30 protein-coding genes and 1 pseudogene are annotated in these 22,276 nt (G+C 37.5%); 14 read left to right on the top strand and 17 right to left on the bottom strand.

From position 1 onward, the window contains the following. The first annotated feature begins 71 nt into the window (after positions 1-71). From ACM5QX_RS24345 to ACM5QX_RS24360, 4 genes are all read left to right on the top strand, one after another. A complete protein-coding gene (locus ACM5QX_RS24345; protein ID WP_414755900.1) occupies positions 72-743 on the top strand; it encodes a response regulator in 672 nt (223 codons plus the stop codon). Continuing rightward, positions 736-906, top strand: coding sequence for a hypothetical protein (locus ACM5QX_RS24350; protein ID WP_414755901.1), 171 nt, complete (start codon positions 736-738; stop codon positions 904-906). The genes ACM5QX_RS24345 and ACM5QX_RS24350 overlap by 8 nt, the downstream gene beginning before the upstream one ends. Before the next feature lie 183 nt (positions 907-1,089). Further along, complete coding sequence (locus ACM5QX_RS24355) at positions 1,090-3,603, top strand: GTPase (protein ID WP_414755902.1); 2,514 nt, start codon at positions 1,090-1,092, stop codon at positions 3,601-3,603. Positions 3,604-3,618: 15 nt separating this feature from the next. Next, positions 3,619-5,385, top strand: a complete 1,767-nt coding sequence (locus tag ACM5QX_RS24360; protein ID WP_414755903.1) for a GTPase — start codon at positions 3,619-3,621, stop codon at positions 5,383-5,385. A 661-nt stretch (positions 5,386-6,046) separates the two neighbouring features. Here the strand turns inward: ACM5QX_RS24360 and ACM5QX_RS24365 are convergent. Next, on the bottom strand, positions 6,047-6,697 hold the full coding sequence (locus tag ACM5QX_RS24365) for a hypothetical protein (protein ID WP_414755904.1): 651 nt from the start codon (positions 6,695-6,697) through the stop codon (positions 6,047-6,049). An 880-nt stretch (positions 6,698-7,577) separates the two neighbouring features. Between ACM5QX_RS24365 and ACM5QX_RS24370 the strand changes: the two genes are divergently transcribed. Both ACM5QX_RS24370 and ACM5QX_RS24375 read left to right on the top strand, forming a co-directional pair. After that, a complete protein-coding gene (locus tag ACM5QX_RS24370) occupies positions 7,578-8,009 on the top strand; it encodes an RNA polymerase sigma factor (protein ID WP_414755905.1) in 432 nt (143 codons plus the stop codon). 189 nt (positions 8,010-8,198) lie between these two features. After that, on the top strand, positions 8,199-8,393 hold the full coding sequence (locus ACM5QX_RS24375) for a hypothetical protein (RefSeq protein ID WP_414755906.1): 195 nt from the start codon (positions 8,199-8,201) through the stop codon (positions 8,391-8,393). An 83-nt stretch (positions 8,394-8,476) separates the two neighbouring features. Here ACM5QX_RS24375 and ACM5QX_RS24380 read toward each other — a convergent pair whose 3' ends face one another. The 5 genes and pseudogenes from ACM5QX_RS24380 to ACM5QX_RS24400 all read right to left on the bottom strand — a co-directional run bounded on the left by ACM5QX_RS24380 (position 8,477) and on the right by ACM5QX_RS24400 (position 10,519). Continuing rightward, a complete protein-coding gene (locus tag ACM5QX_RS24380; RefSeq protein WP_414755907.1) occupies positions 8,477-8,608 on the bottom strand; it encodes a hypothetical protein in 132 nt (43 codons plus the stop codon). 37 nt (positions 8,609-8,645) lie between these two features. Further along, positions 8,646-8,870, bottom strand: a pseudogene (locus ACM5QX_RS24385) (integrase); the annotation flags it as partial. 95 nt (positions 8,871-8,965) lie between these two features. Continuing rightward, complete coding sequence (locus tag ACM5QX_RS24390; RefSeq protein WP_414755908.1) at positions 8,966-9,412, bottom strand: hypothetical protein; 447 nt, start codon at positions 9,410-9,412, stop codon at positions 8,966-8,968. Between the two features lie 79 nt (positions 9,413-9,491). Next, positions 9,492-10,058, bottom strand: a complete 567-nt coding sequence (locus ACM5QX_RS24395) for a hypothetical protein (protein ID WP_414755909.1) — start codon at positions 10,056-10,058, stop codon at positions 9,492-9,494. A gap of 8 nt (positions 10,059-10,066) precedes the next feature. Beyond that, the gene (locus tag ACM5QX_RS24400; RefSeq protein WP_414755910.1) at positions 10,067-10,519 is read right to left on the bottom strand and encodes a hypothetical protein; all 453 of its coding nucleotides are present in this window, start codon (positions 10,517-10,519) and stop codon (positions 10,067-10,069) included. A gap of 592 nt (positions 10,520-11,111) precedes the next feature. Here ACM5QX_RS24400 and ACM5QX_RS24405 point away from each other — a divergent pair. Together ACM5QX_RS24405 and ACM5QX_RS24410 are read left to right on the top strand one after the other, a co-directional pair. Then, positions 11,112-11,435 carry a hypothetical protein gene (locus ACM5QX_RS24405; protein WP_414755911.1) on the top strand — a complete coding sequence of 108 codons (324 nt, stop codon included), beginning with the start codon at positions 11,112-11,114 and terminating at the stop codon, positions 11,433-11,435. After that, on the top strand, positions 11,416-11,877 hold the full coding sequence (locus tag ACM5QX_RS24410) for a hypothetical protein (protein WP_414755912.1): 462 nt from the start codon (positions 11,416-11,418) through the stop codon (positions 11,875-11,877). Before ACM5QX_RS24405 ends, ACM5QX_RS24410 begins: the two co-directional genes overlap by 20 nt. A 394-nt stretch (positions 11,878-12,271) precedes the next feature. Here the strand turns inward: ACM5QX_RS24410 and ACM5QX_RS24415 are convergent, their stop codons facing one another. Beyond that, the gene (locus tag ACM5QX_RS24415; protein WP_414755913.1) at positions 12,272-13,120 is read right to left on the bottom strand and encodes a hypothetical protein; all 849 of its coding nucleotides are present in this window, start codon (positions 13,118-13,120) and stop codon (positions 12,272-12,274) included. Between the two features lie 281 nt (positions 13,121-13,401). After that, positions 13,402-14,421: a tyrosine-type recombinase/integrase gene (locus ACM5QX_RS24420; protein WP_414755914.1), complete on the bottom strand. Its 1,020-nt coding sequence runs from the start codon at positions 14,419-14,421 to the stop codon at positions 13,402-13,404. Between the two features lie 159 nt (positions 14,422-14,580). Here ACM5QX_RS24420 and ACM5QX_RS24425 point away from each other — a divergent pair, with 159 nt between their 5' ends. Continuing rightward, the gene (locus ACM5QX_RS24425; protein ID WP_190570265.1) at positions 14,581-14,763 is read left to right on the top strand and encodes a hypothetical protein; all 183 of its coding nucleotides are present in this window, start codon (positions 14,581-14,583) and stop codon (positions 14,761-14,763) included. On the opposite strand, the gene ACM5QX_RS24430 is transcribed toward ACM5QX_RS24425, so the two are convergent. The 9 genes from ACM5QX_RS24430 to ACM5QX_RS24470 form a co-directional block, all read right to left on the bottom strand. Further along, positions 14,751-15,251 (bottom strand): hypothetical protein, encoded by a 501-nt coding sequence (locus ACM5QX_RS24430; RefSeq protein WP_414755915.1) that lies wholly within the window; start codon positions 15,249-15,251, stop codon positions 14,751-14,753. The genes ACM5QX_RS24425 and ACM5QX_RS24430 overlap by 13 nt on opposite strands. A gap of 49 nt (positions 15,252-15,300) precedes the next feature. Continuing rightward, positions 15,301-15,597, bottom strand: coding sequence for a hypothetical protein (locus tag ACM5QX_RS24435; protein WP_414755916.1), 297 nt, complete (start codon positions 15,595-15,597; stop codon positions 15,301-15,303). A 57-nt stretch (positions 15,598-15,654) separates the two neighbouring features. Further along, positions 15,655-15,870, bottom strand: a complete 216-nt coding sequence (locus tag ACM5QX_RS24440) for a hypothetical protein (protein WP_414755917.1) — start codon at positions 15,868-15,870, stop codon at positions 15,655-15,657. A gap of 23 nt (positions 15,871-15,893) precedes the next feature. Beyond that, entirely contained in the window at positions 15,894-16,364 is a 471-nt protein-coding gene (locus ACM5QX_RS24445; RefSeq protein ID WP_414755918.1) for a hypothetical protein, read from the bottom strand. Positions 16,365-16,385: 21 nt separating this feature from the next. After that, entirely contained in the window at positions 16,386-16,616 is a 231-nt protein-coding gene (locus ACM5QX_RS24450; RefSeq protein WP_414755919.1) for a hypothetical protein, read from the bottom strand. 50 nt (positions 16,617-16,666) lie between these two features. Continuing rightward, entirely contained in the window at positions 16,667-17,047 is a 381-nt protein-coding gene (locus tag ACM5QX_RS24455; RefSeq protein ID WP_414755920.1) for a hypothetical protein, read from the bottom strand. A gap of 178 nt (positions 17,048-17,225) precedes the next feature. Beyond that, positions 17,226-17,720: a DUF262 domain-containing protein gene (locus tag ACM5QX_RS24460; RefSeq protein WP_414755921.1), complete on the bottom strand. Its 495-nt coding sequence runs from the start codon at positions 17,718-17,720 to the stop codon at positions 17,226-17,228. Next, entirely contained in the window at positions 17,717-18,571 is an 855-nt protein-coding gene (locus tag ACM5QX_RS24465) for a hypothetical protein (protein WP_414755922.1), read from the bottom strand. The genes ACM5QX_RS24460 and ACM5QX_RS24465 overlap by 4 nt, the downstream gene beginning before the upstream one ends. Then, positions 18,568-19,533, bottom strand: coding sequence for an HNH endonuclease (locus tag ACM5QX_RS24470; protein WP_414755923.1), 966 nt, complete (start codon positions 19,531-19,533; stop codon positions 18,568-18,570). Before ACM5QX_RS24470 ends, ACM5QX_RS24465 begins: the two co-directional genes overlap by 4 nt. Before the next feature lie 8 nt (positions 19,534-19,541). On the opposite strand from ACM5QX_RS24470, the gene ACM5QX_RS24475 reads away from it, so the two are divergent. The 5 genes from ACM5QX_RS24475 (at position 19,542) to ACM5QX_RS24495 (ending at position 22,184) form a co-directional block, all read left to right on the top strand. Next, positions 19,542-19,784: a hypothetical protein gene (locus tag ACM5QX_RS24475; RefSeq protein WP_414755924.1), complete on the top strand. Its 243-nt coding sequence runs from the start codon at positions 19,542-19,544 to the stop codon at positions 19,782-19,784. Further along, positions 19,781-20,236: a hypothetical protein gene (locus tag ACM5QX_RS24480; protein ID WP_414755925.1), complete on the top strand. Its 456-nt coding sequence runs from the start codon at positions 19,781-19,783 to the stop codon at positions 20,234-20,236. Before ACM5QX_RS24475 ends, ACM5QX_RS24480 begins: the two co-directional genes overlap by 4 nt. A gap of 3 nt (positions 20,237-20,239) precedes the next feature. Further along, complete coding sequence (locus ACM5QX_RS24485; RefSeq protein WP_414755926.1) at positions 20,240-21,403, top strand: HNH endonuclease domain-containing protein; 1,164 nt, start codon at positions 20,240-20,242, stop codon at positions 21,401-21,403. A 72-nt stretch (positions 21,404-21,475) separates the two neighbouring features. Continuing rightward, positions 21,476-21,790, top strand: a complete 315-nt coding sequence (locus tag ACM5QX_RS24490) for a hypothetical protein (protein ID WP_414755927.1) — start codon at positions 21,476-21,478, stop codon at positions 21,788-21,790. Positions 21,791-21,794: 4 nt separating this feature from the next. After that, positions 21,795-22,184 carry a hypothetical protein gene (locus ACM5QX_RS24495; protein ID WP_414755928.1) on the top strand — a complete coding sequence of 130 codons (390 nt, stop codon included), beginning with the start codon at positions 21,795-21,797 and terminating at the stop codon, positions 22,182-22,184. The last annotated feature ends 92 nt before the right edge of the window (positions 22,185-22,276 follow it).

Consider the following 22,276-nt stretch of genomic DNA (forward strand, 5'->3'; position numbering starts at 1 on the left):
AGTCACGGCAGGGACACCAATAATAAATACCCGAATAAACAGCCATTTATTATTAGAAGATTATCAACATCATGCTGAGAATAGTAATTGTTGAACCAGAAATATTCACACTCTTAGGCTTCAAAAATGCCATTGAACAATCTCCTGATATAGAAGTTACAGGGTCAGCTAATTGTGGAAAGATAGGTTTTCAGCTAATTGAACAAGTAAATCCTGATGTTGTGTTAGTTGATTTAATATTGCCCGACATGAGTGGTTTAGAACTTACTCGTTCAATTAAAAGAAATACTAATAGTAAAGTGGTGATATTTACTAATGAGACTCATTCAGACTTTATTAACTCGGCTTTTCGGCATGGGGCTGATTCTTATATGCTCAAGAGTGCTGATATAGAATTGATTGAACTAGCCATCAAGAGAGCTTACTTTAATGAATGTCTACTCGACCCTAAGCTGGCTAAAAAACTATTAGAAAACCTTTATCACAACAGATATATCAACCCCAACTTCGTTGAGAAAAACTTGATAGATCCACCAAGCGAGCGACAAATACAAGTCCTGCGTTTACTGGCTCAGGGTTTAGTTTTTGAACAGATTGCTAAAGAAATGTTTCTCTCAGTTAGTACAGTCAAATGCTATGCCAGTGATTTATATAGTAAATGGGGCGTGAAGAACCGTTATGAGGCGATAAAAAGAGGGGCAATGCTTGGTTATATCGACTATAACTTGATTGTGAATGAATGATGTATTGGTGGAGAGAGCGAAAGAATTAAGTCGGGGATTGGTGGTAGTTAAATTTTCTCTATCTTCCTTCTTAAGAGAGGCTGGCTACCTACCCATGTTCATTACCCTTCTTAAAAAAAAGCCTTTGGTGATGTTCGACAGAATCTCTGTCGAGCATCTTTAAGTTCTGCGTTTAGGGCATGGATCTCGGCTCCATGCCAAAGACAGTTGAGGAATAGGAAAAACCCGATCAATGAAGCATTGCTAGAAAGTACCGCAAAAGCTTTTATGCTAAACAAGTATAATTACTGACATAAATTGCTCGGTTATTGCTTAGGCTAGGTAGAGTATTCAGATAGAGAGAAAGATGTCTGACCAAACAGTTTTAGCCCCTAAGCAACTAGACTATGGCTTTTTACTCCTCACACACATAGTCTGCGCCGACCAACAAATTCACAGCGAAGAAGCAAAGATCCTACAGGAACTAGCCAATAATAGCAAAATGGGAGAGCGCACTATTGAGGAAATGGAGAAAATCCTCGCGCAAGCAGAAGACTTTTTATCAGTAGAAGATGTAGCTCGGAAAGTTCCACCTGGTAAGCAAAGTGAAACTATGCGACAAATACTAGCACTGGCTTATCTTGATGGTTTCTTCTCTCCCTTAGAACGAGAGATGGTTGATCAGATAGCAGGAATTTGGAGTTTTTCTCAGGGAGAGATAGAAAGACTAATTGAACAAGCTGAAGGCTTTGGTACTCCTAAAGATACTCTTCAAGAGCAGTCAGCACTATCGTTGGGTGCGCGCATCTTAAAGGGAGCAGATTCTTTATTGTCCAGCGTATTGGTGGATAATTTAACAAAAATTGCTCCTGAGAATTTAGGACGACAAATTAAGCAACTACGTCAAGAAATTTTATTATCAGGCCCTGAATATGATAGAGCTATTCAGGAATGTGCAGCGATCGCCACTGAAGATTATAAGTTTGCAGAATTAGCTCTCACAGGAACTAGACAAGCACTTTACAATTTGGGAAAAGGTATCGAAGAACAACTTACGACCATTCAGCGTCAAGCGTCTGGTAAAGGACAAGCGAAAACCGCAGTAGAAGTAGCAAAGCAGCTTGAGGATACTAAGAAGGCTCTTACAGTAAAAATTATTAAAGAAATTGAAAGTGTGCGTCAGTCACTTGCGGCTAAACAACGCGCTCTCAATCATTTCAGCATAGCATTTATGGGTAAAACCAAAGCGGGAAAAAGTACTCTCCATGCCATTATTACAGGAGATGGTTGGGATGGAATTGGTGTAGGTAAACAGCGTACTACTCGTTTTAATAGAGTATATGAGTGGAAAAATATTCGGATTATCGATACCCCTGGAATCGGCGCGCCTGGGGGTAAAACAGATGAAGAAATCGCTGAAAGTGTGATTGAAGAATCTGATGTAATTTGTTATGTTGTCACAAATGATAGTATTCAAGAAACAGAATTTAAGTTTCTCCAACTGTTAAAAGAAAAAGCCAAACCACTAATTATTTTGTTAAATGTCAAAAATAACTTGCGTGATTCTCGGCGCTTGGAGCATTTCTTAGCCAACCCTGAAAAACTATTTGTTATAGATGGACAAAATAGTTTGGGTGGACATATTGAGCGTATTCACCGCTACGCTAAACAACATTACGCTAATGACTACTTTGAGATTATTCCTGTCATGCTTCTGGCGGCACAAATGTCCTCTGAACCAGAACATGAAGGGAATAAGGATAAACTGTTCCAAGCAAGTCAGATTCAGAAGTTTCTGGACTCTCTTCGCTTGTCTTTAGTTGAGTATGGAAAAATCAGGCGTTCACAAACTTTATTAGGCTCTACTGTAGGTGCAATTGACGAACCTAATCAATGGGTAACAGAACAAGGTTATATATATCAAAAATTAGCTGATACCCTAAAAGATAAATACAAAACTATTCGCAAAGACATTCAAAAAGCTGCAAGGGATAATCAGCAATATTTATTGCAACAAATTCAAGCTATTTTCCAAGATGCTTTTAACTCTATTCCATCTTTTGCAGAAGAATATTGGGATGCAGATGAAAGTCGAGCAAATCAAGGTTGGGAGCAAAAGCTTAAAGTTATTCGGTTTGAGCAACGGCTGAGAATTGCTTATGAAGAAAGTAGTCAAAACTTCAATCAAGAAATTGGAGAAATACTTGAAGAAGTTGGTAATGAATTACAAATTGTTGCTCGATTAACTAATAATAATTTTAAATTTAAAGAACAGGATACAGATTTATTCCTGCGGAATTTAATGAAAATGGGTGGTAATCTCCTTGTCATAGCAGCACCTCTTATAGGCTTATTCATCCCCCCCGTAGCGGCAGTTGTAGGAATTATAGGTTTTGCTCTTCACCAAATTTCTGGATGGATAAAATCTAAAGAACAGAAGCGACGTGAGGCTGTACAAAATATTTCTAAATCTTTGTCTAATCAACTTACTAATCATCAACAAAATATTATTCAGCAAGCTCAGAATGATTTTAATAAATATACTGATGCAGTAGCTGATAGTATTAATATTTATTTTCAAGAAATGATTAAAGGTTTGGAAATTATTTCTAAACAACTTGAAACAGCTAAAAGTAGGTTAAATGATAAATCCAATTACATTAATCGTGCTTATGCTAAACGCATAATTGATTGGGGTGTTGGCAAGCATGAACCCCTCACAGACGAAGTAATCATCAAAATAATAGCGAAAGTGGAGCGTGATTTTGGTAGTAGTATGAAAATTCATACTAAATCTAAATTACGGTTAAGCAAATCTTTAAGAGATATCACACGAATTTTACAAGAAGATATCTCTATTCAAGCTAGTAACGAAATATAGGAGAATAAAATAACCATGAATCAGAATAAACAAATATTGGATGCTGCTGCTGTTAATGAGAAATTCAAAAATATCTTAGTGAAATTTGATCACATACTAGCTCAAAGTAAACATATTGAATTATCAGCTATTCGTAAAAAACTGCGTGAGGACTTAAAAGCTTATCATCAAGAGGGAATTTTATCATTAGCTTTTGTTGGTCAATATAATGCTGGTAAATCTACCACAATTTCTGCTATTACAGGACGACGTGATATTCGCATTGATTCTGATATTGCAACAGACAAAACTGCTAGTTATGCTTGGAACAGCATCAAAATTATAGATACACCCGGACTTTTTACAGACCGAAAAGACCATGATGAGATTACCTATGATGCTATCAATAAGGCGGATTTATTAGTCTTTTGCTTGACATATATGCTGTTTGATTCGGTTACGGTAGCTAATTTTTTAAAATTAGCCTATGAAAAAGCTTATCGCTTTAAAATGATGCTGATTGTCAATAAAATGTCAGATGAAGCAGGAGAAGAAGCGCAAAAAATTGCTAATTATCGTCAAAGTTTGAAAGAAGCAATTAAACCTCATAGTCTAGATGAATTTCCTGTATGTTTTATTGATGCTAAAGATTATTGTGAGGGTGTAGATCAAAATGATGATTTTCTCATTGAAATTAGTCGATTCCAAACTTTCTTGGATGAATTGAATAAGTTTGTTAAAAACCGTTCAGTATTAGCTCGGTTTGATACACCAATCAGAATAGCACTCAGTTGTGTTGATGAAGCTCAGTTGATTTGTACACGCGATGATAACCAAGATTCAGCTTTTTTAGAGGTATTAACGCGCTTATCTCGCACAGTTCGGAAAGAGCGTGAACGCCTACGTATAAAAGTTAATAATATAGCTCTACAGATGTCAGTAGCAATAGCGAAGGAAGGTACAATTCTTGCTGCTGCTGTTGGAAGTGAGCAAGATTTTATAATGCTAAATAAACAGACTGAAATCAATGTAAAACAGCACTATGAAAAAGCAGAAAGTCAACTTCAAGATGTCATAAATACAGCAGTTGAAGATATTCGGCAAGAAGTTGAAGAATTTCTTCAAGGTAATCTCGTACAAACTTTCATAACTTGCTTAGAAAAAAGACAAAGTATTTTTGCTGATAGTGTTAACGGTGATATGGATTTAGAACGAATAAAAAGTCAAATTAATTGGCTCAAAGATATTGGTGAAAAAGCAGGAGTTGAAGTCAGCAATTTTGCCAAACGAGAACTTTTGTCTACGGCTAGTAGTAGCGGTGGTTTTTTGCGTTCTATGGATGTAGCAGGTAGTGGTTTACATCAGACAGTATTAGCTGTAGGACAATTTGTAGGCTTTGATTTTAAGCCTTGGCAAGCGGTTGGTATTGCTAAAAATATCGGTAACGCTGCGATGTTTCTTGGGCCAGCAGTGGCGTTGATTTCATTAGCAACAGATGCTTATACAGCACAACAGGAACAGCAGCGAGAAAAACAAATGGCAGATGTTCGTAGTGATATCACTAGCCAGTTTCAAGCAATTGCTAAAGATTTAGAAAATCAGATTGAATCACAACTACGGGAATTTGAACAACAAGTTTACGGGGAAATTGAACAGCAAATTGCAACAGCTCGTCAGAAAGAAGAAAGTGCGATCGCAGCTTCTAATACTTGGGTTAAACAATTATTAGAAGTACGCAAAGATTTTGATTTGATTCTCCGCTATATAACCAAGGCGACAGTCCACACAGCAAAAGCTCATTAACCTCAATGGTATTTCTCAAAAAATGGGGACGAAAGACCTGATTTGTTGTTACTCCTTGGTTTTTGTATTATTTGTAGTTTTGATAGCAATATTGCTATCAACTATTGCCATCCCTACCTCTGCTAAACACACACTTTTACACCCTAACCCCGAAAGATGGATAGTGGTGTTCGTTGACCGTCAAATCACGTACTACTTCGTCAGCCCTTACACTTTCATCGCCGAAAATTTGCCCCTATCGTCCTCCCTAACTGTCAATTATCTGACAAATACTTTTCAAACCCCTCCCCCTCCCTTGTTGAGACATAGTGTGAAAAGCTATACTTCCCCACTTTGTAGTACATTTGTACAAACGAGAGAACTATTCATCACAACCCCTAGTGAGCTATGGGGTTTTTTCTTGGGAATATTGATATATTCCTTATCGTTAATGTAACTACTGTTTCACTTAACAGCAAACAATCAGTTAAGAAGTTATAATTTATATTGGTGCTGCTTCTTATGTTTGTCTTCTGTGAGGGAATAGGCGTTTTGGAAAATTCATAAACTTTTGCAAAAGTTAAGTAATTACTTTATTGATCTCTGTTGTGAAAAGATAAGCCTGATTGAATTTTGATAACAACATTTAGTATGCTAAAAAGCATACTAAATTAATAGTAATTTACTTCCGGCTAGACAACAAGTATATAGACTCTTCATGCTTAACCAAAGGAGAGAAAACGTTTGTCCGACGGCAACTTCTTTTCTCTCCTTTAAAATTATTACCGTTCTTTAACCAATTCTGCCTCTTGTTTTTCTTGGAATAATTTATTCTTTGGAAACCTCTTAATGCTCCTTCAACAGCAACCCCAGAAATCATGAGTTTTATATCTTGCTTGTTTGTAGACTGGTTACTTGTTTTATTATTTCCCTGTTGTGCTAATGGTAATTTAAATAAATTACTTACTGAACCTTCTTGACCCTGACTTCTAGTGGATAATTTACTTTCTTCCATGCCATCATGCTTCCATAAATCAGAAAAAATGGTCTCTCGGTCTAAATCAGAATCATCTGTCATTTGAAGAGCCAAATCATCTACAAGTAAATCCATGTCGTAGGCGATTTGTTCATCTATACAATCAATTAAGTCACTTAACTTTATGTTATTTACAGCTATCTCCAAGATTTTCTCTATACGCTTGAGTTCATAATCAGATGGAGATTCTATTTTTACTAAACTGTAATATTCTTGGGCTATTTTATTAACCAAGCATTCTGATTGAGTGAAGGCATTTTCTCCTTTTCGGTATATATCTAGGCTATTAACGTCCATTGCTTTAAACAAAATATTACTAGAATAAAGTACATTGTTTACATTATGAACACAGAACTGTTCATAGTAAGAACTAATTAAGTGTGGGGGAACCACTTTGTCACTGCTTATATTAGTGGTGGCTAAGTCTACATTTGTGACATTGCTGGTGATAAAAAAAATAAAATTTTCATAAAACTCTATATAAAACGTTTTTGAGTAAATGTACTTAAAAAATGTATTTCCAAGCAAACTGCCCAGGATGACAATTTTTAAACGTTTTAAACTTAATCATAGTAAGCGTTTTCTGCTTTTTATATCTATACAAAGTAATACAAGCGTTACAAATAAACTAGTTTAATTTATTTAACAACGCTTCAATAAGCTTCACTGCGTCTTTCAGGAGAGTTGTTAGAGCTATATCCTCAACATAAGCCCGAACTCCTCTGAAAGCCTATTGTTCCGTTACAAGATTCTACTGGCTATTTTATGCGATAGCTAGTGTAGTGGTTATATCTGGTGATGTCACTAGTCACGTTTTAGCTGTTAAATACCACTAGTAATTTACACGCATCACTTGAACTGGAGTAAACCACGAACCAATCAGTATTTGTTGTAAGTAGGGCAAGCGGCAAAGGCAACCTCTCCTCAAAACTAGCTAGGCAGTTCATTTTGGTATACTTTCGTCACATTTTTTTAGTCAACAACCACTATTTAGTTATCAGTCTGTGAAAGGCAAGCAATATATTTTTACAAAAATCCTTCTTAAGGGAGATGATAAGTCAAGAACATGACAAACGCAAGATCCAGCAACATCCAGGCGGTTCAGCAAATATTACGGGCCAAATGGCTTTTAATCCACATTAGAAATCGGTTACACACGCTAAAAATTAATACTGTCTTGTCAGAGGAAGATGTGATTCAACACGTAATTCTGTGTTTAATTGAGGCACTCCGCGCTGGCACACAGATTAATCACCCAGTAGCTTGGGCAAGGTTAGTCAGTGAGCGTTATGTCAATAACAAGTATAAAAAGTATAGAATGACTGAAGCTACAGAATTAGACAAAATTGAGCATCTGGCAACCCGGAATAATCAAGAAAATCGTTGCTATGAAGACGAAGCGGATCTGATGCAAAAAATTGAGCAGTTAAAGCCTATTAGCAAGCAAATTTTGATAATGCGCTTTTTTGAAGGTTTATCTTGGAATGAAATAGCTTATCTTCTCTCAAAGCAAGAGAATAAAAATCTTAATGCAGTAACAATGCGTAAACGTGGAGAAAGAGCTATTAATGAGTTGCGCTCATACTATGTAAATGAATCAACTGCTTGATTTTCCAGCAATTTAGCAAGTATTGATAATTTTTGATATTTTAGGTATGAACTGCCTCCATCAACTAATAGGAGGCTCAAAAGCCTGACTAATATTTTAATATTTATATTTTCTCAAAAAAATCCTAAAATCCAATTAGTATTTGTCACAAATTAAGATTTCTTACTACTAAATAAATGTAACATTTAAATGGAGAAAGCAAAATTTATGAGAGCTAATAATTTGAAAGATTTAGTTTTAGCATCTGTTGTATCGATTTTAGTATTAGGCTCATTAGCACTAGCAATAATTGATGAAAATTACCGCTCTACATTTGTAGACTTAGCTAAGGTTGGAATCGGTGGTTATATTGGAATAACAATTCCTAAACCTCCTACTAAATAATTCGGATGTAATGCCCTGACGGTTAACTACCGCAGGTAAACTATTTTAGGGAATGAAACGCCGATAACAAATAGATTTCAATTTTATGAACGCTGCAACACTTGAATTCTTGTATTCCGATTATCTGAATCGCTTGTAATTCCGGCTAAAAGTTTGCCATCAGGACTGACAACGAAGTGATGCCTACCAGAATCAATAAGGCTTTGAGTTTCCATTTACCGGACTTGAAAATTTTCATCTGATTAACTTTTCTCACTCCGAATCCTTCAACATCCCCGTTAACAACTCCGACATTTCCCACAAATCTTTATTCCGGTTGTCATCATAAATCATCAGCGTTCGTGGGTTAGCATGACGGCTCAACTTCTGCACCTTTCTGATATTCCCATCAGTGGCATCAAGTGCCGCCGTAATCGCCGAATGCCTGACCCTGTGCGGTGGTGACATTGGTTTCTTTACACCCGCTTTCTTAAAAGCCGTTTTCTTGGCATTACCTGATTCTAAAACTGGGGAACACAACTCAATAATAGTAACAAGCTTACTTAAGGAGATTACCAAAAATTAGCTAAAAATTAATACCTGTGCATCTGTTTGATATAGGAATAGAGAATTTCGCGTTCGTCTTGAGGATTGACAATGAAGCACTGTTGTCCAACTGCATGATGGCAGAGAACAACAACACGCCCTTGTGGACAAACTCCTAAACAACTGGTGCTAACTACCCGATATTTCCCCCACAATCCATCAAATTTTAAACGAGATTTCAACCAGTTTTGTAAGTCTTCGGAGGCTGTTGTACTTCTATTAATTCGATGAGAACTGCCGTTAAATTGCTCGACTGCACACTGCGAACAAACTAGCACTAAACCGTTGTGCCACTGAGGAACGAAAGTGGGAATGGGAGGAATAGGAATCGCTGGCGGGTGAGAAGCTGGAGGAGAACTGGGTTGCTGAGTGGATGAGAACTGCTGAACAATTTGCCGTAGTAGTGCCAAGATACGTTTAAGCAGTTTCTTCATAAAGAGTGGCTTTGCTATTTCTCCAATAGCATCACCTAAATTGACCGTTAAGTTTGTAATCTAGGATAGTGTTGAATAATCACCAAGTCCTATCAGTCCCAATCTCATGGGCATCTATTTCGATAAAGCAGCAATCCATGTCAGCATGAGAGTCCATTTCTTGTATTAAATCCCAAACTTGCTTATCCAAGTCCTCATCATTTTCGTAGGGGATAGTGAGAATGTACTCATGGCTATTAGGAGTAGTTTTTTGAGCATTGTAGAAAGATAGGCAGAAACGCTCGATATGTTCTCGAACTTTCTTTTTACGCCGAATAAATTTATTATTATTTTCTACTCGCAACCACAGCCGAATTTGTGCTGATTGCTTAACTACTTCTGACTCAAGTCTTGGCTTATCCACCAGTGGGGCTGTAGTTTCATTGTGTATAGATGCAGGTGTTGAAGATTCGCCATCAGTGGTCAATTCAGCAATAAACTCATCTAAAGCTTGGGCAATGCGGTCTTTTGACTCAGTACGTTTTGACACACGCCACTGTTGCACAATGCGATCGCGTATTGCCTGATAATCAGTTACAGATACTTTGTTATGTAACTTATCTTTTATCTGTAACTGGCTCTGTAACTCTTGCCTAACAACTGACAATTCCGCCGTTAGGCTATCAACTTTCCCAAAGCTTGTGCTAACAATTCCGACTTTCTCTGTAACTCATTCTGTAACTCGACCACTTCTGCTGTTAATTTCTCCACATCCTCTGGCTTGGAAAAAGACTTTATCTGTGTAACTTTCTTTTTAGGAGTAGGATTGCTCAGTTGGTAGGCGATTTCGTCTAACTTGGTTATAGATAAATCTTCACCTCGCCCTATGTAGCATTTTCTGAGAACACCGCCAACTTTTCTGTAACCGTACCAGTAACTAGCTTGTCCTTTGCTTCCTTTCTCTTTACGAGCAGTGTAAGGTGGTTCATTGTTATTGGGAACATAACGAAAAGATTGTGCAGTCTCTAACCACTTCTGCCACTTGTGCCACTGCTTATTTATTTCAATAATGTTCGTGCTGTTATGAGGTGAAAGTAACCCCTCTCCTACTACTGAAAGTCTACTCATCCTAGTTACCGATAATTTATCTGTAACTACTGTATCTTTAACTCAAATACTTTGTAGCGATTGCCCTTTGATTTCCGTCTAGACTGCCGTGTAGACGCTGGTGGAGAGAAAAATGATATCGGTTTTGATAGCAACGATGGAGTAACCAGGGGTGTAGAAGCGAGTATAGACAGTTGAGACAGCCCCAACATGAACGAATACTATTAGTGCAGACCATACCTCTAAGTGGTCACTGTGTGTGCTGCAAGGATAAGCAAGTTTTATCAGCCAACGGAATAATGAGGGTTGTAGCGTTCACGCTGTAGGGCTGATTGATAAGCCTGAGTTAAGCGTGTGTCATCGCTGACGAAACAATAGGGTTTTCGGGCAGTTACATTGTTTAATTGTCCGAAGTCAGTGAGGAAGCAGCCGATTTTTTGGAAGTCTGCGGATAAGTCTGAACAACTTATCCTTACACAAGTGAGGTGCGATCTCTACTGGATGCCGCATTGGGAGCAATTTAAAGGGGTTGGTATTGAGCCAATGCCTATTACGTAATAAGGGTGTGTTATTTTAATAAATGTAAAACTTATAACTAACTGTCATTAGTAAAATGACTAGTACAAAAGGAAACAAACCTAATAATAATGATAACGAACTGATAAGATATTTTAAGGAAAGAGGAATAGTATTTGCTTGCATAGTAATAGATTGTTTTTTTATTGCAATTTGGGTATTAGCAGTATGGGTTACAGATAAATATGTAATTACTCCCCTTGCCCTAAAAGGTGTCGATAAGTTAGCATTAGATATTTTTCAATGGGTATCAGGAATAGCTACATTACTAACTCTTTTAGCTTATACAGTAAAAGATTTATATGTAGTTTTTGTTAAAATTCGGGATGAGATAAATGATAATGGAAAGAGAATACCATAATAAATTACCTTTAGAATATCCATTCAAGAAAGCTATTAGAATTTATTTAAGTAGATTTAATATAATATTATTTGAATTAGTTATTTTTATTGTCATACTAGGATTAATTACGCTTTATTCCTATTTAGGATTAGCAAGTGTATGGATTATAGGTATTGCTTTATTTATAATAATTTTTATATTAGTTGACAAGCTAAAACTTGCAACTGAGTCTGTAGATAAACAAAAAAAGCAAAGTTTAATAGTCAGGGATATTTCACCTATTTTAGTTATCCTAGTTGCTGGTTCGCTTTCTTTAGCAATTATTAATAAGGATAACACCCCTGTATATGTTGATATTGTAAAAATAGCAATGGGTTATGCTTTGGGATCGAACATGATAAAGCTTCGAGAGAGCAAAAAATCGAAAGACAATGATGAATCTAAAGAGAAAAATAATTGAAGATCCAGAATTACATCGTCTCATAGCTGTTAGTAAATTTAGATAAAGACTTGACAGTTCAAAAATGTTGAGGCATATATTTAACTGCTTGGATACAGTTGGGTCAAAATGACCAGCGAACGCCTTTTTCCCCTGCCGACTTGGTGGTAGTTCCGGGTTCTCGGCAGGCGTTACAGGGGCATTAGTGACAATCGAGCAAAAACTAGGTTAATGTGATATTCTAGCTTTCAAAAATCTTGTTTCTGCTTTTCTATAATCTTCTAAACTAGATGCCAGAATCATCTAAACTAGCAACTGTTCCAACCAGGATCGCCAAAAGTGGACAAGACCCTTATTGTGGTTTTTTAGCTATGACGTGATTGGTAAATCGCAATTCTAAAGATAGAAGAATTACCTAAATCTTATTTGTACTTAGCCAATTTATAAGCTCATAAACTTTTTTCAAATACTCAGGGAATGTTACTAGATAGGCATATAGAGGTTCTCTGCGTATTTCTTTTCCTGTAGGATGACCAGCATCATTTCTTGTACTTCTAATTATAGAAAACAGTCCAATTAAATAGTTATCCAAGTTCTCTTTTAAATCTTTTGGTAAAGATGGCATGATTTTGGTTTTTAGAATATTTTGAAATTCATCATGTTTTCTCTTGATTGCGATAGTGTCTGTCTTCTTTTCAAAGTCTGTCTGCTCAGTGGGATTTGATATTGCTGCTTTACAAGCCTCAATTAAAAGTAGAATAGCCTTTTCAGATGCACATCCTAATGTAATTACAGATGACAGAAGACAATGAATTCTAAATGCCTTCAAGCTTTCTTCTAAATATGCAAGTATTACATCATCAATGTTGGGTATAGTCCGAATCGCCGCTAAGTAGCCGTCTGGATCATAGGGCTGCGGTGGTTGGCTAATGAGAACAGTTTTTCCGTACTCTGAAATATGATACCAAGGTAAACCCTGGTTTAATCCGTCTCCTAAGCCTGGTCTAACTATTCCTTCTGTTATCAAATCCCAAATAATGTCCTCTACCCAAATTTTATATTTTCTTGAAAGTTCATATCTTGGATTCAAATGATTTTCTCTAGATGGATTCTCTGCAATACCTTTCCGAACTGCTAAATTAGCAATATTAGAATATAAACTTGATATTTGTCCTGAGATGGAAGTTTTTAACTCCTCAATAACTAAAGTTCGGGTTTGTTCATACGATATATCTAATTGAACTGTTAAATCGTTAGACAACATAAAAACTCCGCTTGAACTTAGTAAAAATGTAATAAGGTAAGGCTGCTCTGATATTGACAATCAATTTCCATCTTGCTGTCTCTATTATCTACCTGAGCTAGCCTTCAATATAATTGCTATCTTGAGAAAATTCAAATACCTTTAAAATTACGGTTAACCGTAAATAAAAGTAGGAATTGTATAGTAGTTGTAGCGGGTTAGTTGAAATAATAACTATATTCTCTATCTTTTCTTATACCGTGAGTCTGTCTAGCTTTTAAAAGCTGGTATCTGAATTACTATTAATCATCCTTCTTCAGCATTCCGGTCAACAATTCCGACATCTCCCACAGGTCTTTATTCCGATTATCATCATAAATCATCAGCGTTCTGGGGTCAGCATGACGGCTCAACTTCTGCACCTTTCTAATATTCCCATCAGTGGCATCAAGTGCCGCCGTAATTGCCGAATGCCTGACCCTATGCGGTGACATCGGTTTCTTTACACCCGCTTTCTTAAAAGCAGTAGCCACTATTTTATAGATGGCATCCGTAGTCAATCTATGCCCAGTATTATGAAAATCTAACGCCGTAAAAATTGGTAAATTGGGATTCAAATCCCCTCGCGCAATTAACCAATCAGCTATCGCCGCCGCCACATCTTTGGACATATCTAAATATTCTTCATTCGTTCCCTTACCCTTCCCCAAAACCCTCAACTTGCGCCCATAAAAATCAAAGTCACCCACATTTAATTGACATATCTCCTGGCGACGTAAAGCCAAACCCCACAGCACCAAAAAAATCGCATAGTTGCGCTTACCAATCAAACTCTCCCGGTCAAACTGCCCAAGCACCAGTGCTATTGTCTTGCTATCAACACCTCGCGTATCTCGATATGCCTTGACCTTCTCCCCTTCCACATCCTCCAAGGAATAATTGCACACCCCCAGCTTGCGTCCCATCTTCGCCAAGGACTTAATCGCCGCCAACCGCCGATTAATGGTTGCCTCCCGCACAAGAGAAGCTATCAATTTCGCCTTATATTTCAGCACCACCATCACCGCTTGCTCTCGCTGCAAGTGCAGAAACTCCAGCACACTATCCCCAGTCGGTGGCAAGCCCGTCATCTTGATAAAGAAATCCCGCAAATCTTTCTCGTAAGCACGCCGAGTATTGGGGTTACGCTTGTCTGCCAACAACTGCGCCAACACATCCGGGTCTTTATCAAGCTGTGCGTCAAAATATCGAGCGATCGGTGCATCTAAACACGCCTCCAACTCAACTTTTACTAATTCCCCAAACATTGGCTCATTAGGCATAATTGCTCACTATTACGTTATTGATAATGTATGTTTCCAATAACGTACATCATACCTCGGTGGGTGACGGCATAAATGTTTACACCTCGTAAGAGTAAAATACGCCTTGCGGAAGTAGTCAGGTGTCATTTGGCTATGCTAAGTCTGTAATTTCCGGCTTTGATAGCAAAATTGATAGCTAAAAGTGGGAGATGTGGTGCAGATGTCTTTGAGGCAAGTCAGTTTATAAACCACCCTAGCAACGCCACCCATGCCTTGATGAAGCGAAGCGATCGCCGGAAGCCAAATAATTCTGGTTATAGTTTTAATTTATTAATCAGCTTTCTAGATTATTTTTCATGAAACTTAGAGTGTAGTGCATGAGATGGGAAACCTTCACGCACTAAAGTATGACCATTCATGTAGTCGTTATCTAATATCCCATAACATTTAATTTTTTGTGCTATTTCTATCACAAAATCATTATTGAATACTACCCCAAAGTATGTGCTACCCTTGAAATTCTTACCTATCCACGTTGGATCAATTACTTCTCCATTACTATTGACAAGCCAAGCATGAGATACAGCTATAGAAATATCATCACCAATAGCAAATCCCTCGCAGTAATTTAATCGAGAGAAATTTATCAGTGCTTTTAAGCAGTTTTCAAAACATGATTTTGGTTGACCTTTAAATGGAGATTTGACCTGTTTTTCAAAAGATTTACCATTGGCTAATATCAGACTTTGGATGCTTTTATGGCGAAAATCAGAACGAGTATTAAGGTTATCAATTAAGTCAGCTTGCTCTTTTAATATTGCCAGCAGACGGTCTAAATTATGATTCATGACTATATTAATAATAATTAGTATGTATTTATGAATTTTTCTGTATTAGCTAGATATTAAACCACCAATACTTATGAAGTCCTGTCATTTTGGAGCCAGCTACAGCGTGTTCATCAGCCCATGTTAGTGTACTACCATCTCCACACTCGTAACCATCCCCACCAAATTTGCTTACCCCCTCTTCTACTACTTGCATCATCACTTTAATAATCATTTTCTCACTTACAGAAATATTATAATGTTCTAATAGTAAAGCTTTGATATCTTTAGTATTAACATGGTCAAAAAATCTAGGCTTTTCTTGAAGAATACTAATAATCAAAGTTTTTAATTGTTCTGATTTCATTGTTTTACATAGGCATTACCATATTTTTATTTTATACCTATTGTTTGACTCAAAACATCATTTTATAGGTTTTAACCAACCAACACATTTTTCATAATGAAATTTCTCAGATTCACAATCAGCAATTCTAACAATATCTTTTTGATGGTAAGGAAAAGAGAAAGAGCCGAGATATCCTTGTTTTATTGAACCATCTTCTAATAATAAAAAATAAATTCCATTGTCTTCTGGTATCCCTTCAATTAGTTCAAACTTTAATATTTTATTTGACATTTTAATTATCCTTGAACGAATCGCTAAAATCCTTGTTGTTCTAAACTCTTTAGTTTTTCTAGTTTCCGATTCAAAAGGGCTGCATCTGTCTCAGGTTCACCATCTTCACCTTGCCTGCGTTCCTCTTCCAGCCATTCCAACAGTTCGGCTTTGGGACGAAATGAGATTATAGGACGTTTTTGATTGTACTTTTCTTGTGACTCATAAACTCTATCTCGGTTAGCTTCATTCCAAAGCTGTTGGTTAGACTTAGCAGACGATTTGGCTTCAGAAAACTCTGACATTACCTCAATTTTGAGATAGCCTCCTTTACTCTTAAACTGCCAATTATTGTTGTAATAATCGAAGTGTTTTTTAGCTCCTTTTTCTGTTTTCCATCGCTTGCACAAATGTAAATCTTTATTAGTCCAAGCATATTCAAGATTAGAGTCAAATGTGTATAGCCAACCCAAAGGCTCATCATCTTTGGTATAGCAACAGTATCCGTAGTACATTTTATAAAATTGCTAACCTGATTAATTAATAATGCTTACTTTTTGTTGCAGGGAATATGCAAATTTTATCGCTTCGTCAATATTCTCAAATTCTTGTTCACCGACGAAATTTTTCCAGTCCAACATAAAGTTAATGACTCCACGTTTCATACCAGGATAGAAAGTTACACTCACTGAATGCTCTCCTTGCGTTTTATTCAGTGGTTCAAGAATCTTAAAAAGTTCGTCTATTTTGGACTGTGCATTAGTCATTTTAATTGAATATAGTTTTTACTTCTAATATGTTCATCTTTTTCTATTTGTCACGACATTAAACTCAATTCCAGCATTGCCTCAGTTTGCGTTAACAACCTACCAGAGTACGGCGATCGCCAACAGACTCCCGGCTGTTCTGAGTTCTCTTCCTTACACCATCCGTTTGCATATAGCTTTTGTGCGTCAGCATCACGTTGAATAATCCCTGCAACGATTTCTCTAGCCTGTGCAAGTGTATCCACTCGCCGCAGCTTGCTTTTCTGATTGCTACTAACTAGAAATGGAGTTGCCCCGCTTCTATCTTTAATCAACCAACCCTTATTTGTGTTACTTCTTCCAGGTATCCCATTGGAATAGTAAGTATTGCAGACGTAAAATCTGCCATCAGGAGTCAGATATTCACCTGTCTCAATGCGTTGCAACTTCATGATGATTTTGGGGATAGCTAAAATGTGCGATCGCTTACTCTAATATTTTACATAGTTTACTATGAATTTACAATCTATGCGCTTAGTTAAATAGCAACTACAAACACATTTTCATAATGCTAGCGTAAGCCTTCTAAGCACTTTTGATGGACTGATAGTTGAATGCAAATGCTGGGCTTTAATTAAGGCGATTAGCAATAATCTCTATTAATTTTGCTATTTCATCAGGTTTCGCATCCTCTGAAGGGATAATAGATATTAAAGACAAAGAATGTCTATCCAAGACTTTTTGTGTGTGGACTGGAAGATTAGCATAAGTGCATCCGTTTAATTCTGTCCTAACTTCTAATCCACTTAAAACTAATTGATTACTGTAAAAATCTACAATTGCTTTTAATTTTTGTTTACCATCAATCACTTTGTATGTATGATATGACATCTCGTAGAGAACAATTGGCATTACAGGTAAATTAAGAATAAAAGATTCAATTAGCCGAGATTTTTTAACCTCACTCCAATCAACAGCAGATTGACTATTACTACCAATTATCATGTAGTTAGGATTAGACCTGATATTTTCAAATAATCTAGGTAACTTTATCCTGTCAATTTCTTGAAGTAATCTATTTACGCCGGATTCATATTTGGCATTGATTTCATCGTTTGTCATCATGATGATTCTTTTCCACCCATTACAAGAACTGGCTCAATCCAGACTAATTTTCTTTGCTGTCTGCCTTCTCCATAAGGCTGATTACGTAAAAAGCCTCTGCGCCAGTGGACGCTTTTAGTGCCATGTGTACCGCTACTGCCTTCACTGTTTTGTGTCCCTTCACGTTTGAATCTATATCCTTGTCCTAGCCAAAGTGGTTGATAAAAATCCTGCGCTTGCTCCTTACCAAACCCTCTATTAACCCTAACTACCTCGCTTGTTGTATCTACAAGTTCAGGACGACATTCCATTATCAAAATTAATCGGAGTAAAATGGAGTGCAAATACTCATTAAATCCTGCGACTACTTTTGGATCAATATCTTGAGAATCGGTATAAGTAAGTTTTTGTGCATCAAGTTTAAATCTGCGGCAAAAGAAACTAGATCCATCAGTTGCTGTCCAATAAAGGATACCAACTTCACTGTCATAATTCCAAAAAACAGCATCAACGCTCTTATTTTCAGGAGAAAGAATTACACCTTTGGGCAGCATAAACATTCCTGTTTTCATTGCCCAGTTTAAACTGTCAATTTCAACAGTTAAATCCGATTGCAGCAATGCTTCTAGCAAATCTTTGTTCACCCAATATGCCGGACATTTAGCTTGACCAACTTTAAACAAAGTATAGATAGTAATGTACCTTGACTCTCCAGGGTCAGTTATTAATTTACGTTGCAGTTTTTGTTCTTCTACATAGTAGTAAATATCTGCAACCAAACCACACATTTTCTCATAGCTTTCATACCCATCTACAGGTAAAGTAGGACGAATAACAATTTGCTGGTACCAACCTTTGGGTTTTTTGATCATGCAGCACGCCTTGAAAACTCTTCACGATGCCATTGTAGTGAATCCCGCCTTGGATAATACTGCTCTTGGGCAGGTAAAATTATGCGATCGCCCTCAAACTCTCTCATTGGTTTAGCATTAGGGGAAACTTCCCGCAGGTTATCAGCAACGATGATGCTGTAATCGTTGTCAATCGTGAACCAGAATCGGTCAAATGCCCAATGATGATTTTTGCACAGTGATAACCCGTTATCAATGCGGTCGTCGTAGAACTGGGAAAATGGTTTGATGTGTGACCCGTCCACAATGTTCTGTCCGAGTGAGTCAAGCACCTGTAACCCGCAGAAGGCGCAAGTGTGATTGTAAGTTGAGACAACGATTTTACGAAACGCCCCATCCCGCACAATTAAATCTTGCTCGTCCTTGAGGTCTTCTGGTTTGTAGACTTTACCACCAGTGCGTCGCAACTGTTCTTGAAGTTCAGCAAAAGCATTGACTGTTAGTAGCGGTTCGATATCCTGTGTACGCTCGTTAAACCACGAATCAATGAGTGTGTGGGTTAATACAGTGCGCTCACTCTCGTTTTGCAGCAGTGACCACAATTCATCATCAAGGTAAGCATACTCTACTGTTTCCATAATGGTGCTGGGAGTCCTGATTTTTATTTTGGTAGCAATTAGTGATTCAAATCCCAGTTTCATTTGGTAATGCCAAAATCCATCACTGGTAAGGTGATAGAAGGGTAAACCTATATCTGGCTTGCGCTCTGTTTCTAAATGACTCCACAGTTTGAGAAACGTGGCGATGAGTTCAGCAGATAGGGGAATTTGATTTTTAACTATCTGCCCAGTACTTATCATTTCAATTACTGACAGTAGCAAAATTGGCTTATTTGGCGCACCAGGGCTAACATTTAAGCCTTTCTTTCCAGCAACAGATCGAGGAGAAAACTTCTTAACGTAGTAAGCTAAATCTTTATTCATTTGCAGCCATGCGCGAATATCGATGTACACGTAACGCATTATACTCACACGACTGTGCTGGGCGTGATGACCTAAGAGAACGCCAGGGGCATTACATCTGGGCAATCAACGAAGAAGCTGCATGGCAAGAAATGGCACGGCGGTATCCAGATGAAACCGAAGCGGGGTTTACTGTGGAAGAGTGGGAAAGTTTTGAAGTTAAGGTAGTAGAAATCAAACGCGATGAAAACGGGGATATTATTGATTCATGAAAACTCTGAATTGGATTGACAAATCTGCATGGGCAGAGGGTGAATGGCAACAAGAACCAGACCGAATTGAATGGGTTTATCTGGGATTACCTTGTTTAATAGTCAGGCAAGACCCAGGTTTTTTGTGTGGCTATGTGGGTATTCCTCCAACTCATCCTTATTATGGTAAGGATTGGACAAACAACGGATTAAGTTGCATTCAAGTTCATGGAAAAATTACGTTCTCTAAAGCATCTCAGCAAAGTGATGACCCCAAAGCAGTTTGTCATCAACTATTACCAATAACTGATAATTATTGGTGGGTAGGCTTTGACTGTACCCATAATGAAGATATTTCTCCAATTATTGTGAATATTTTTAATTATGGGGATGCTACATATAAAAATTTAAAATTTGTCAAAAATCAAGTTGAATATTTGGCACAGCAATTAAGTACCTTGAAAACAGAATAAATTATGTCATCAGGCAGCATCATTATTAGCACAATTCTCAAACACGATAATAAGGTCGCAAGTTATAAAATCGCCTTGCTACGTGCCATTAATGATGTCGTCCTCAGCTTCCCTGACTTGCGGAACAGGAACGCGGATGTAGCTGTTCCTTTACGGGTACTGGCTCAGTTTTGGGTTGCTTATTATTGGCCTTTTGTTAAACCAAATGAACCCATTTTACAAGGGACAAGAGCAATGCTTGATGGTCAATTGCGAAATGATATCTTGTTTCGCCCTCAACTAGAGAAATTACGCTGTAAATGGGAATTAAGTGTGGGTGGAGCCTCAAGACCCAGCGATGGATTTTACCTCATAAATGAAATGAGAATCCCTCGTAAATATCAAGGCTACTCAAAACCTCTACATAAAGCTTATCAAGCTGCCCTCACTGCTATTAGTAAAGCAATTGAGCAACCAGTTAAATATACAGGGATTGGACATTGGAGTGTGTTTGATAAACCCTTAAAGTATGCACAAATTAGCTATCAAGTTGTAGCAATTCCTGGTACTAAAGCCGAAGACAAATGTTTAATAATTAAATCTGACCTATGGCAAACTTTTGGAGAAATGTCATTATGGATTGAAGCCCTTTGCATTCATGAATGGTGTTTGTTCACAGAGAAAGTGCAAAAGGAAAATCAGTCAACAGTGCATCGAGGTTTTATTTATCAGCTATTAACAGATAGACCAGACACCCGCAGACCTTTAACTTGGGAACGTAACAATGTAGATTTACTGTTAATGGAAGGAACTGAGTTTGATTGCCCGTGGACACACAAGCGAATTGCTTCTGGTACTCGGTATGATTTAGACCACCTTTTACCTGTATCTCTCTACCCCATCAATGAACTTTGGAACTTAGTACCTGCTGACCCTAATTTCAATTCACACACCAAGCGCGATCGCTTACCTTCTCAGGCGAAATTACAGCAAGCTAAACCTTCTCTGGAGTTGGCTTACAGAAACTACAGCACCTCTGGGTTACTCTCACTAGCGCTTCAAGAAGATGTGGCTGTCAGATTTTCGAGTGTCTTTGGTGATGCTGCTTGTTTTCCTGGTGTACTATCAGCTGCTGTTGTTGACTTGATTGATATTTTTGCTGAATCTCGCAACCTAGCTCGATTTTGACAATTTGGTGACGGTACATTATGTTCTGGACGATATGCTACTTTGTGGCTATGCGATTAAAAGAGAAAGCAAATGAATCAGAGAATACAAGAAACTAGGGCAGGCGTAGCCAGTCTTAGACATCGCCCCCCGCTTTTAATGGAAGCATTGGATGAGGTCAAAGCTAGTGGATTGTGCAATATGTTCAATTATGCTTGTGTCATACTTGCACTTGAAGACCTTGGTTATGGCTTACAGGCAGATTGGTTAGAGGAAAATATTTATAGTTATAACGAGATTTTAATACATGAATTTTCTCAGTGGTTGCACGCCAATCCTCGCCCCTTTAGAGAATCTGTAGCTCAACGGGTTGCAAGAGAAACTGGGTTGGAACTAATTGAGGAGTAATAAAGTGACACAAAGAGAAATAATTAAACAACTCCTTGACCCCTATGATTCTTCTCAAACTGAATGTGATGGTATGACCCGTATCTGTCACACTGTACTAACTAATCACGGCATTGATCATCAGTCAATGTTTGGGGTATTGACTCTGCAAAATCAAGAAATTAAGCCGCATTTTTGGATTGATTTATCAAGTGGAGAACGCATTGATTATCGAGCAAAGATGTGGTTAAAAGGAGATAATATTCCTCATGGAATCTTTCAACCTCAGCACTTTCCAGAAGTCATTTATACTGGTGAACCTATAGAGTTAGATGTGTTGCCACCAACACTATTTGAAATACTGACACTTAGGTGTGATTGGCAACAGTTTCAGCAAGTTGAAACTGTTGACTAGCATTTTATCCAGGTTATACTGTAATGTAATGACACAAAATCGCTTGAGATAAACAAACTATAATAAAATTGAAGAACATCTGTATTTTAAAT

It is taken from the genome of Anabaena sp. CCY 9910, assembly GCF_963920875.1.
Lineage (GTDB): Bacteria > Cyanobacteriota > Cyanobacteriia > Cyanobacteriales > Nostocaceae > Trichormus > Trichormus variabilis.

What these genes read in the sequence shown, in the direction of transcription:
- ACM5QX_RS24345 (WP_414755900.1), top strand. Translation starts at nt 72, where the DNA reads ATGCTGAGAATAGTAATTGTTGAACCAGAAATATTCACACTCTTAGGC.
- ACM5QX_RS24350 (WP_414755901.1), top strand. Translation starts at nt 736, where the DNA reads ATGAATGATGTATTGGTGGAGAGAGCGAAAGAATTAAGTCGGGGATTG.
- ACM5QX_RS24355 (WP_414755902.1), top strand. Translation starts at nt 1,090, where the DNA reads ATGTCTGACCAAACAGTTTTAGCCCCTAAGCAACTAGACTATGGCTTT.
- ACM5QX_RS24360 (WP_414755903.1), top strand. Translation starts at nt 3,619, where the DNA reads ATGAATCAGAATAAACAAATATTGGATGCTGCTGCTGTTAATGAGAAA.
- ACM5QX_RS24365 (WP_414755904.1), bottom strand. Translation starts at nt 6,697, where the DNA reads ATGGACGTTAATAGCCTAGATATATACCGAAAAGGAGAAAATGCCTTC.
- ACM5QX_RS24375 (WP_414755906.1), top strand. Translation starts at nt 8,199, where the DNA reads ATGGAGAAAGCAAAATTTATGAGAGCTAATAATTTGAAAGATTTAGTT.
- ACM5QX_RS24380 (WP_414755907.1), bottom strand. Translation starts at nt 8,608, where the DNA reads ATGGAAACTCAAAGCCTTATTGATTCTGGTAGGCATCACTTCGTTGTC.
- ACM5QX_RS24390 (WP_414755908.1), bottom strand. Translation starts at nt 9,412, where the DNA reads ATGAAGAAACTGCTTAAACGTATCTTGGCACTACTACGGCAAATTGTT.
- ACM5QX_RS24400 (WP_414755910.1), bottom strand. Translation starts at nt 10,519, where the DNA reads ATGAGTAGACTTTCAGTAGTAGGAGAGGGGTTACTTTCACCTCATAAC.
- ACM5QX_RS24405 (WP_414755911.1), top strand. Translation starts at nt 11,112, where the DNA reads ATGACTAGTACAAAAGGAAACAAACCTAATAATAATGATAACGAACTG.
- ACM5QX_RS24410 (WP_414755912.1), top strand. Translation starts at nt 11,416, where the DNA reads ATGGAAAGAGAATACCATAATAAATTACCTTTAGAATATCCATTCAAG.
- ACM5QX_RS24415 (WP_414755913.1), bottom strand. Translation starts at nt 13,120, where the DNA reads ATGTTGTCTAACGATTTAACAGTTCAATTAGATATATCGTATGAACAA.
- ACM5QX_RS24420 (WP_414755914.1), bottom strand. Translation starts at nt 14,421, where the DNA reads ATGCCTAATGAGCCAATGTTTGGGGAATTAGTAAAAGTTGAGTTGGAG.
- ACM5QX_RS24430 (WP_414755915.1), bottom strand. Translation starts at nt 15,251, where the DNA reads ATGAATCATAATTTAGACCGTCTGCTGGCAATATTAAAAGAGCAAGCT.
- ACM5QX_RS24435 (WP_414755916.1), bottom strand. Translation starts at nt 15,597, where the DNA reads ATGAAATCAGAACAATTAAAAACTTTGATTATTAGTATTCTTCAAGAA.
- ACM5QX_RS24440 (WP_414755917.1), bottom strand. Translation starts at nt 15,870, where the DNA reads ATGTCAAATAAAATATTAAAGTTTGAACTAATTGAAGGGATACCAGAA.
- ACM5QX_RS24445 (WP_414755918.1), bottom strand. Translation starts at nt 16,364, where the DNA reads ATGTACTACGGATACTGTTGCTATACCAAAGATGATGAGCCTTTGGGT.
- ACM5QX_RS24450 (WP_414755919.1), bottom strand. Translation starts at nt 16,616, where the DNA reads ATGACTAATGCACAGTCCAAAATAGACGAACTTTTTAAGATTCTTGAA.
- ACM5QX_RS24455 (WP_414755920.1), bottom strand. Translation starts at nt 17,047, where the DNA reads ATGAAGTTGCAACGCATTGAGACAGGTGAATATCTGACTCCTGATGGC.
- ACM5QX_RS24460 (WP_414755921.1), bottom strand. Translation starts at nt 17,720, where the DNA reads ATGATGACAAACGATGAAATCAATGCCAAATATGAATCCGGCGTAAAT.
- ACM5QX_RS24465 (WP_414755922.1), bottom strand. Translation starts at nt 18,571, where the DNA reads ATGATCAAAAAACCCAAAGGTTGGTACCAGCAAATTGTTATTCGTCCT.
- ACM5QX_RS24470 (WP_414755923.1), bottom strand. Translation starts at nt 19,533, where the DNA reads ATGAATAAAGATTTAGCTTACTACGTTAAGAAGTTTTCTCCTCGATCT.
- ACM5QX_RS24475 (WP_414755924.1), top strand. Translation starts at nt 19,542, where the DNA reads ATGCGCGAATATCGATGTACACGTAACGCATTATACTCACACGACTGT.
- ACM5QX_RS24480 (WP_414755925.1), top strand. Translation starts at nt 19,781, where the DNA reads ATGAAAACTCTGAATTGGATTGACAAATCTGCATGGGCAGAGGGTGAA.
- ACM5QX_RS24485 (WP_414755926.1), top strand. Translation starts at nt 20,240, where the DNA reads ATGTCATCAGGCAGCATCATTATTAGCACAATTCTCAAACACGATAAT.
- ACM5QX_RS24490 (WP_414755927.1), top strand. Translation starts at nt 21,476, where the DNA reads ATGAATCAGAGAATACAAGAAACTAGGGCAGGCGTAGCCAGTCTTAGA.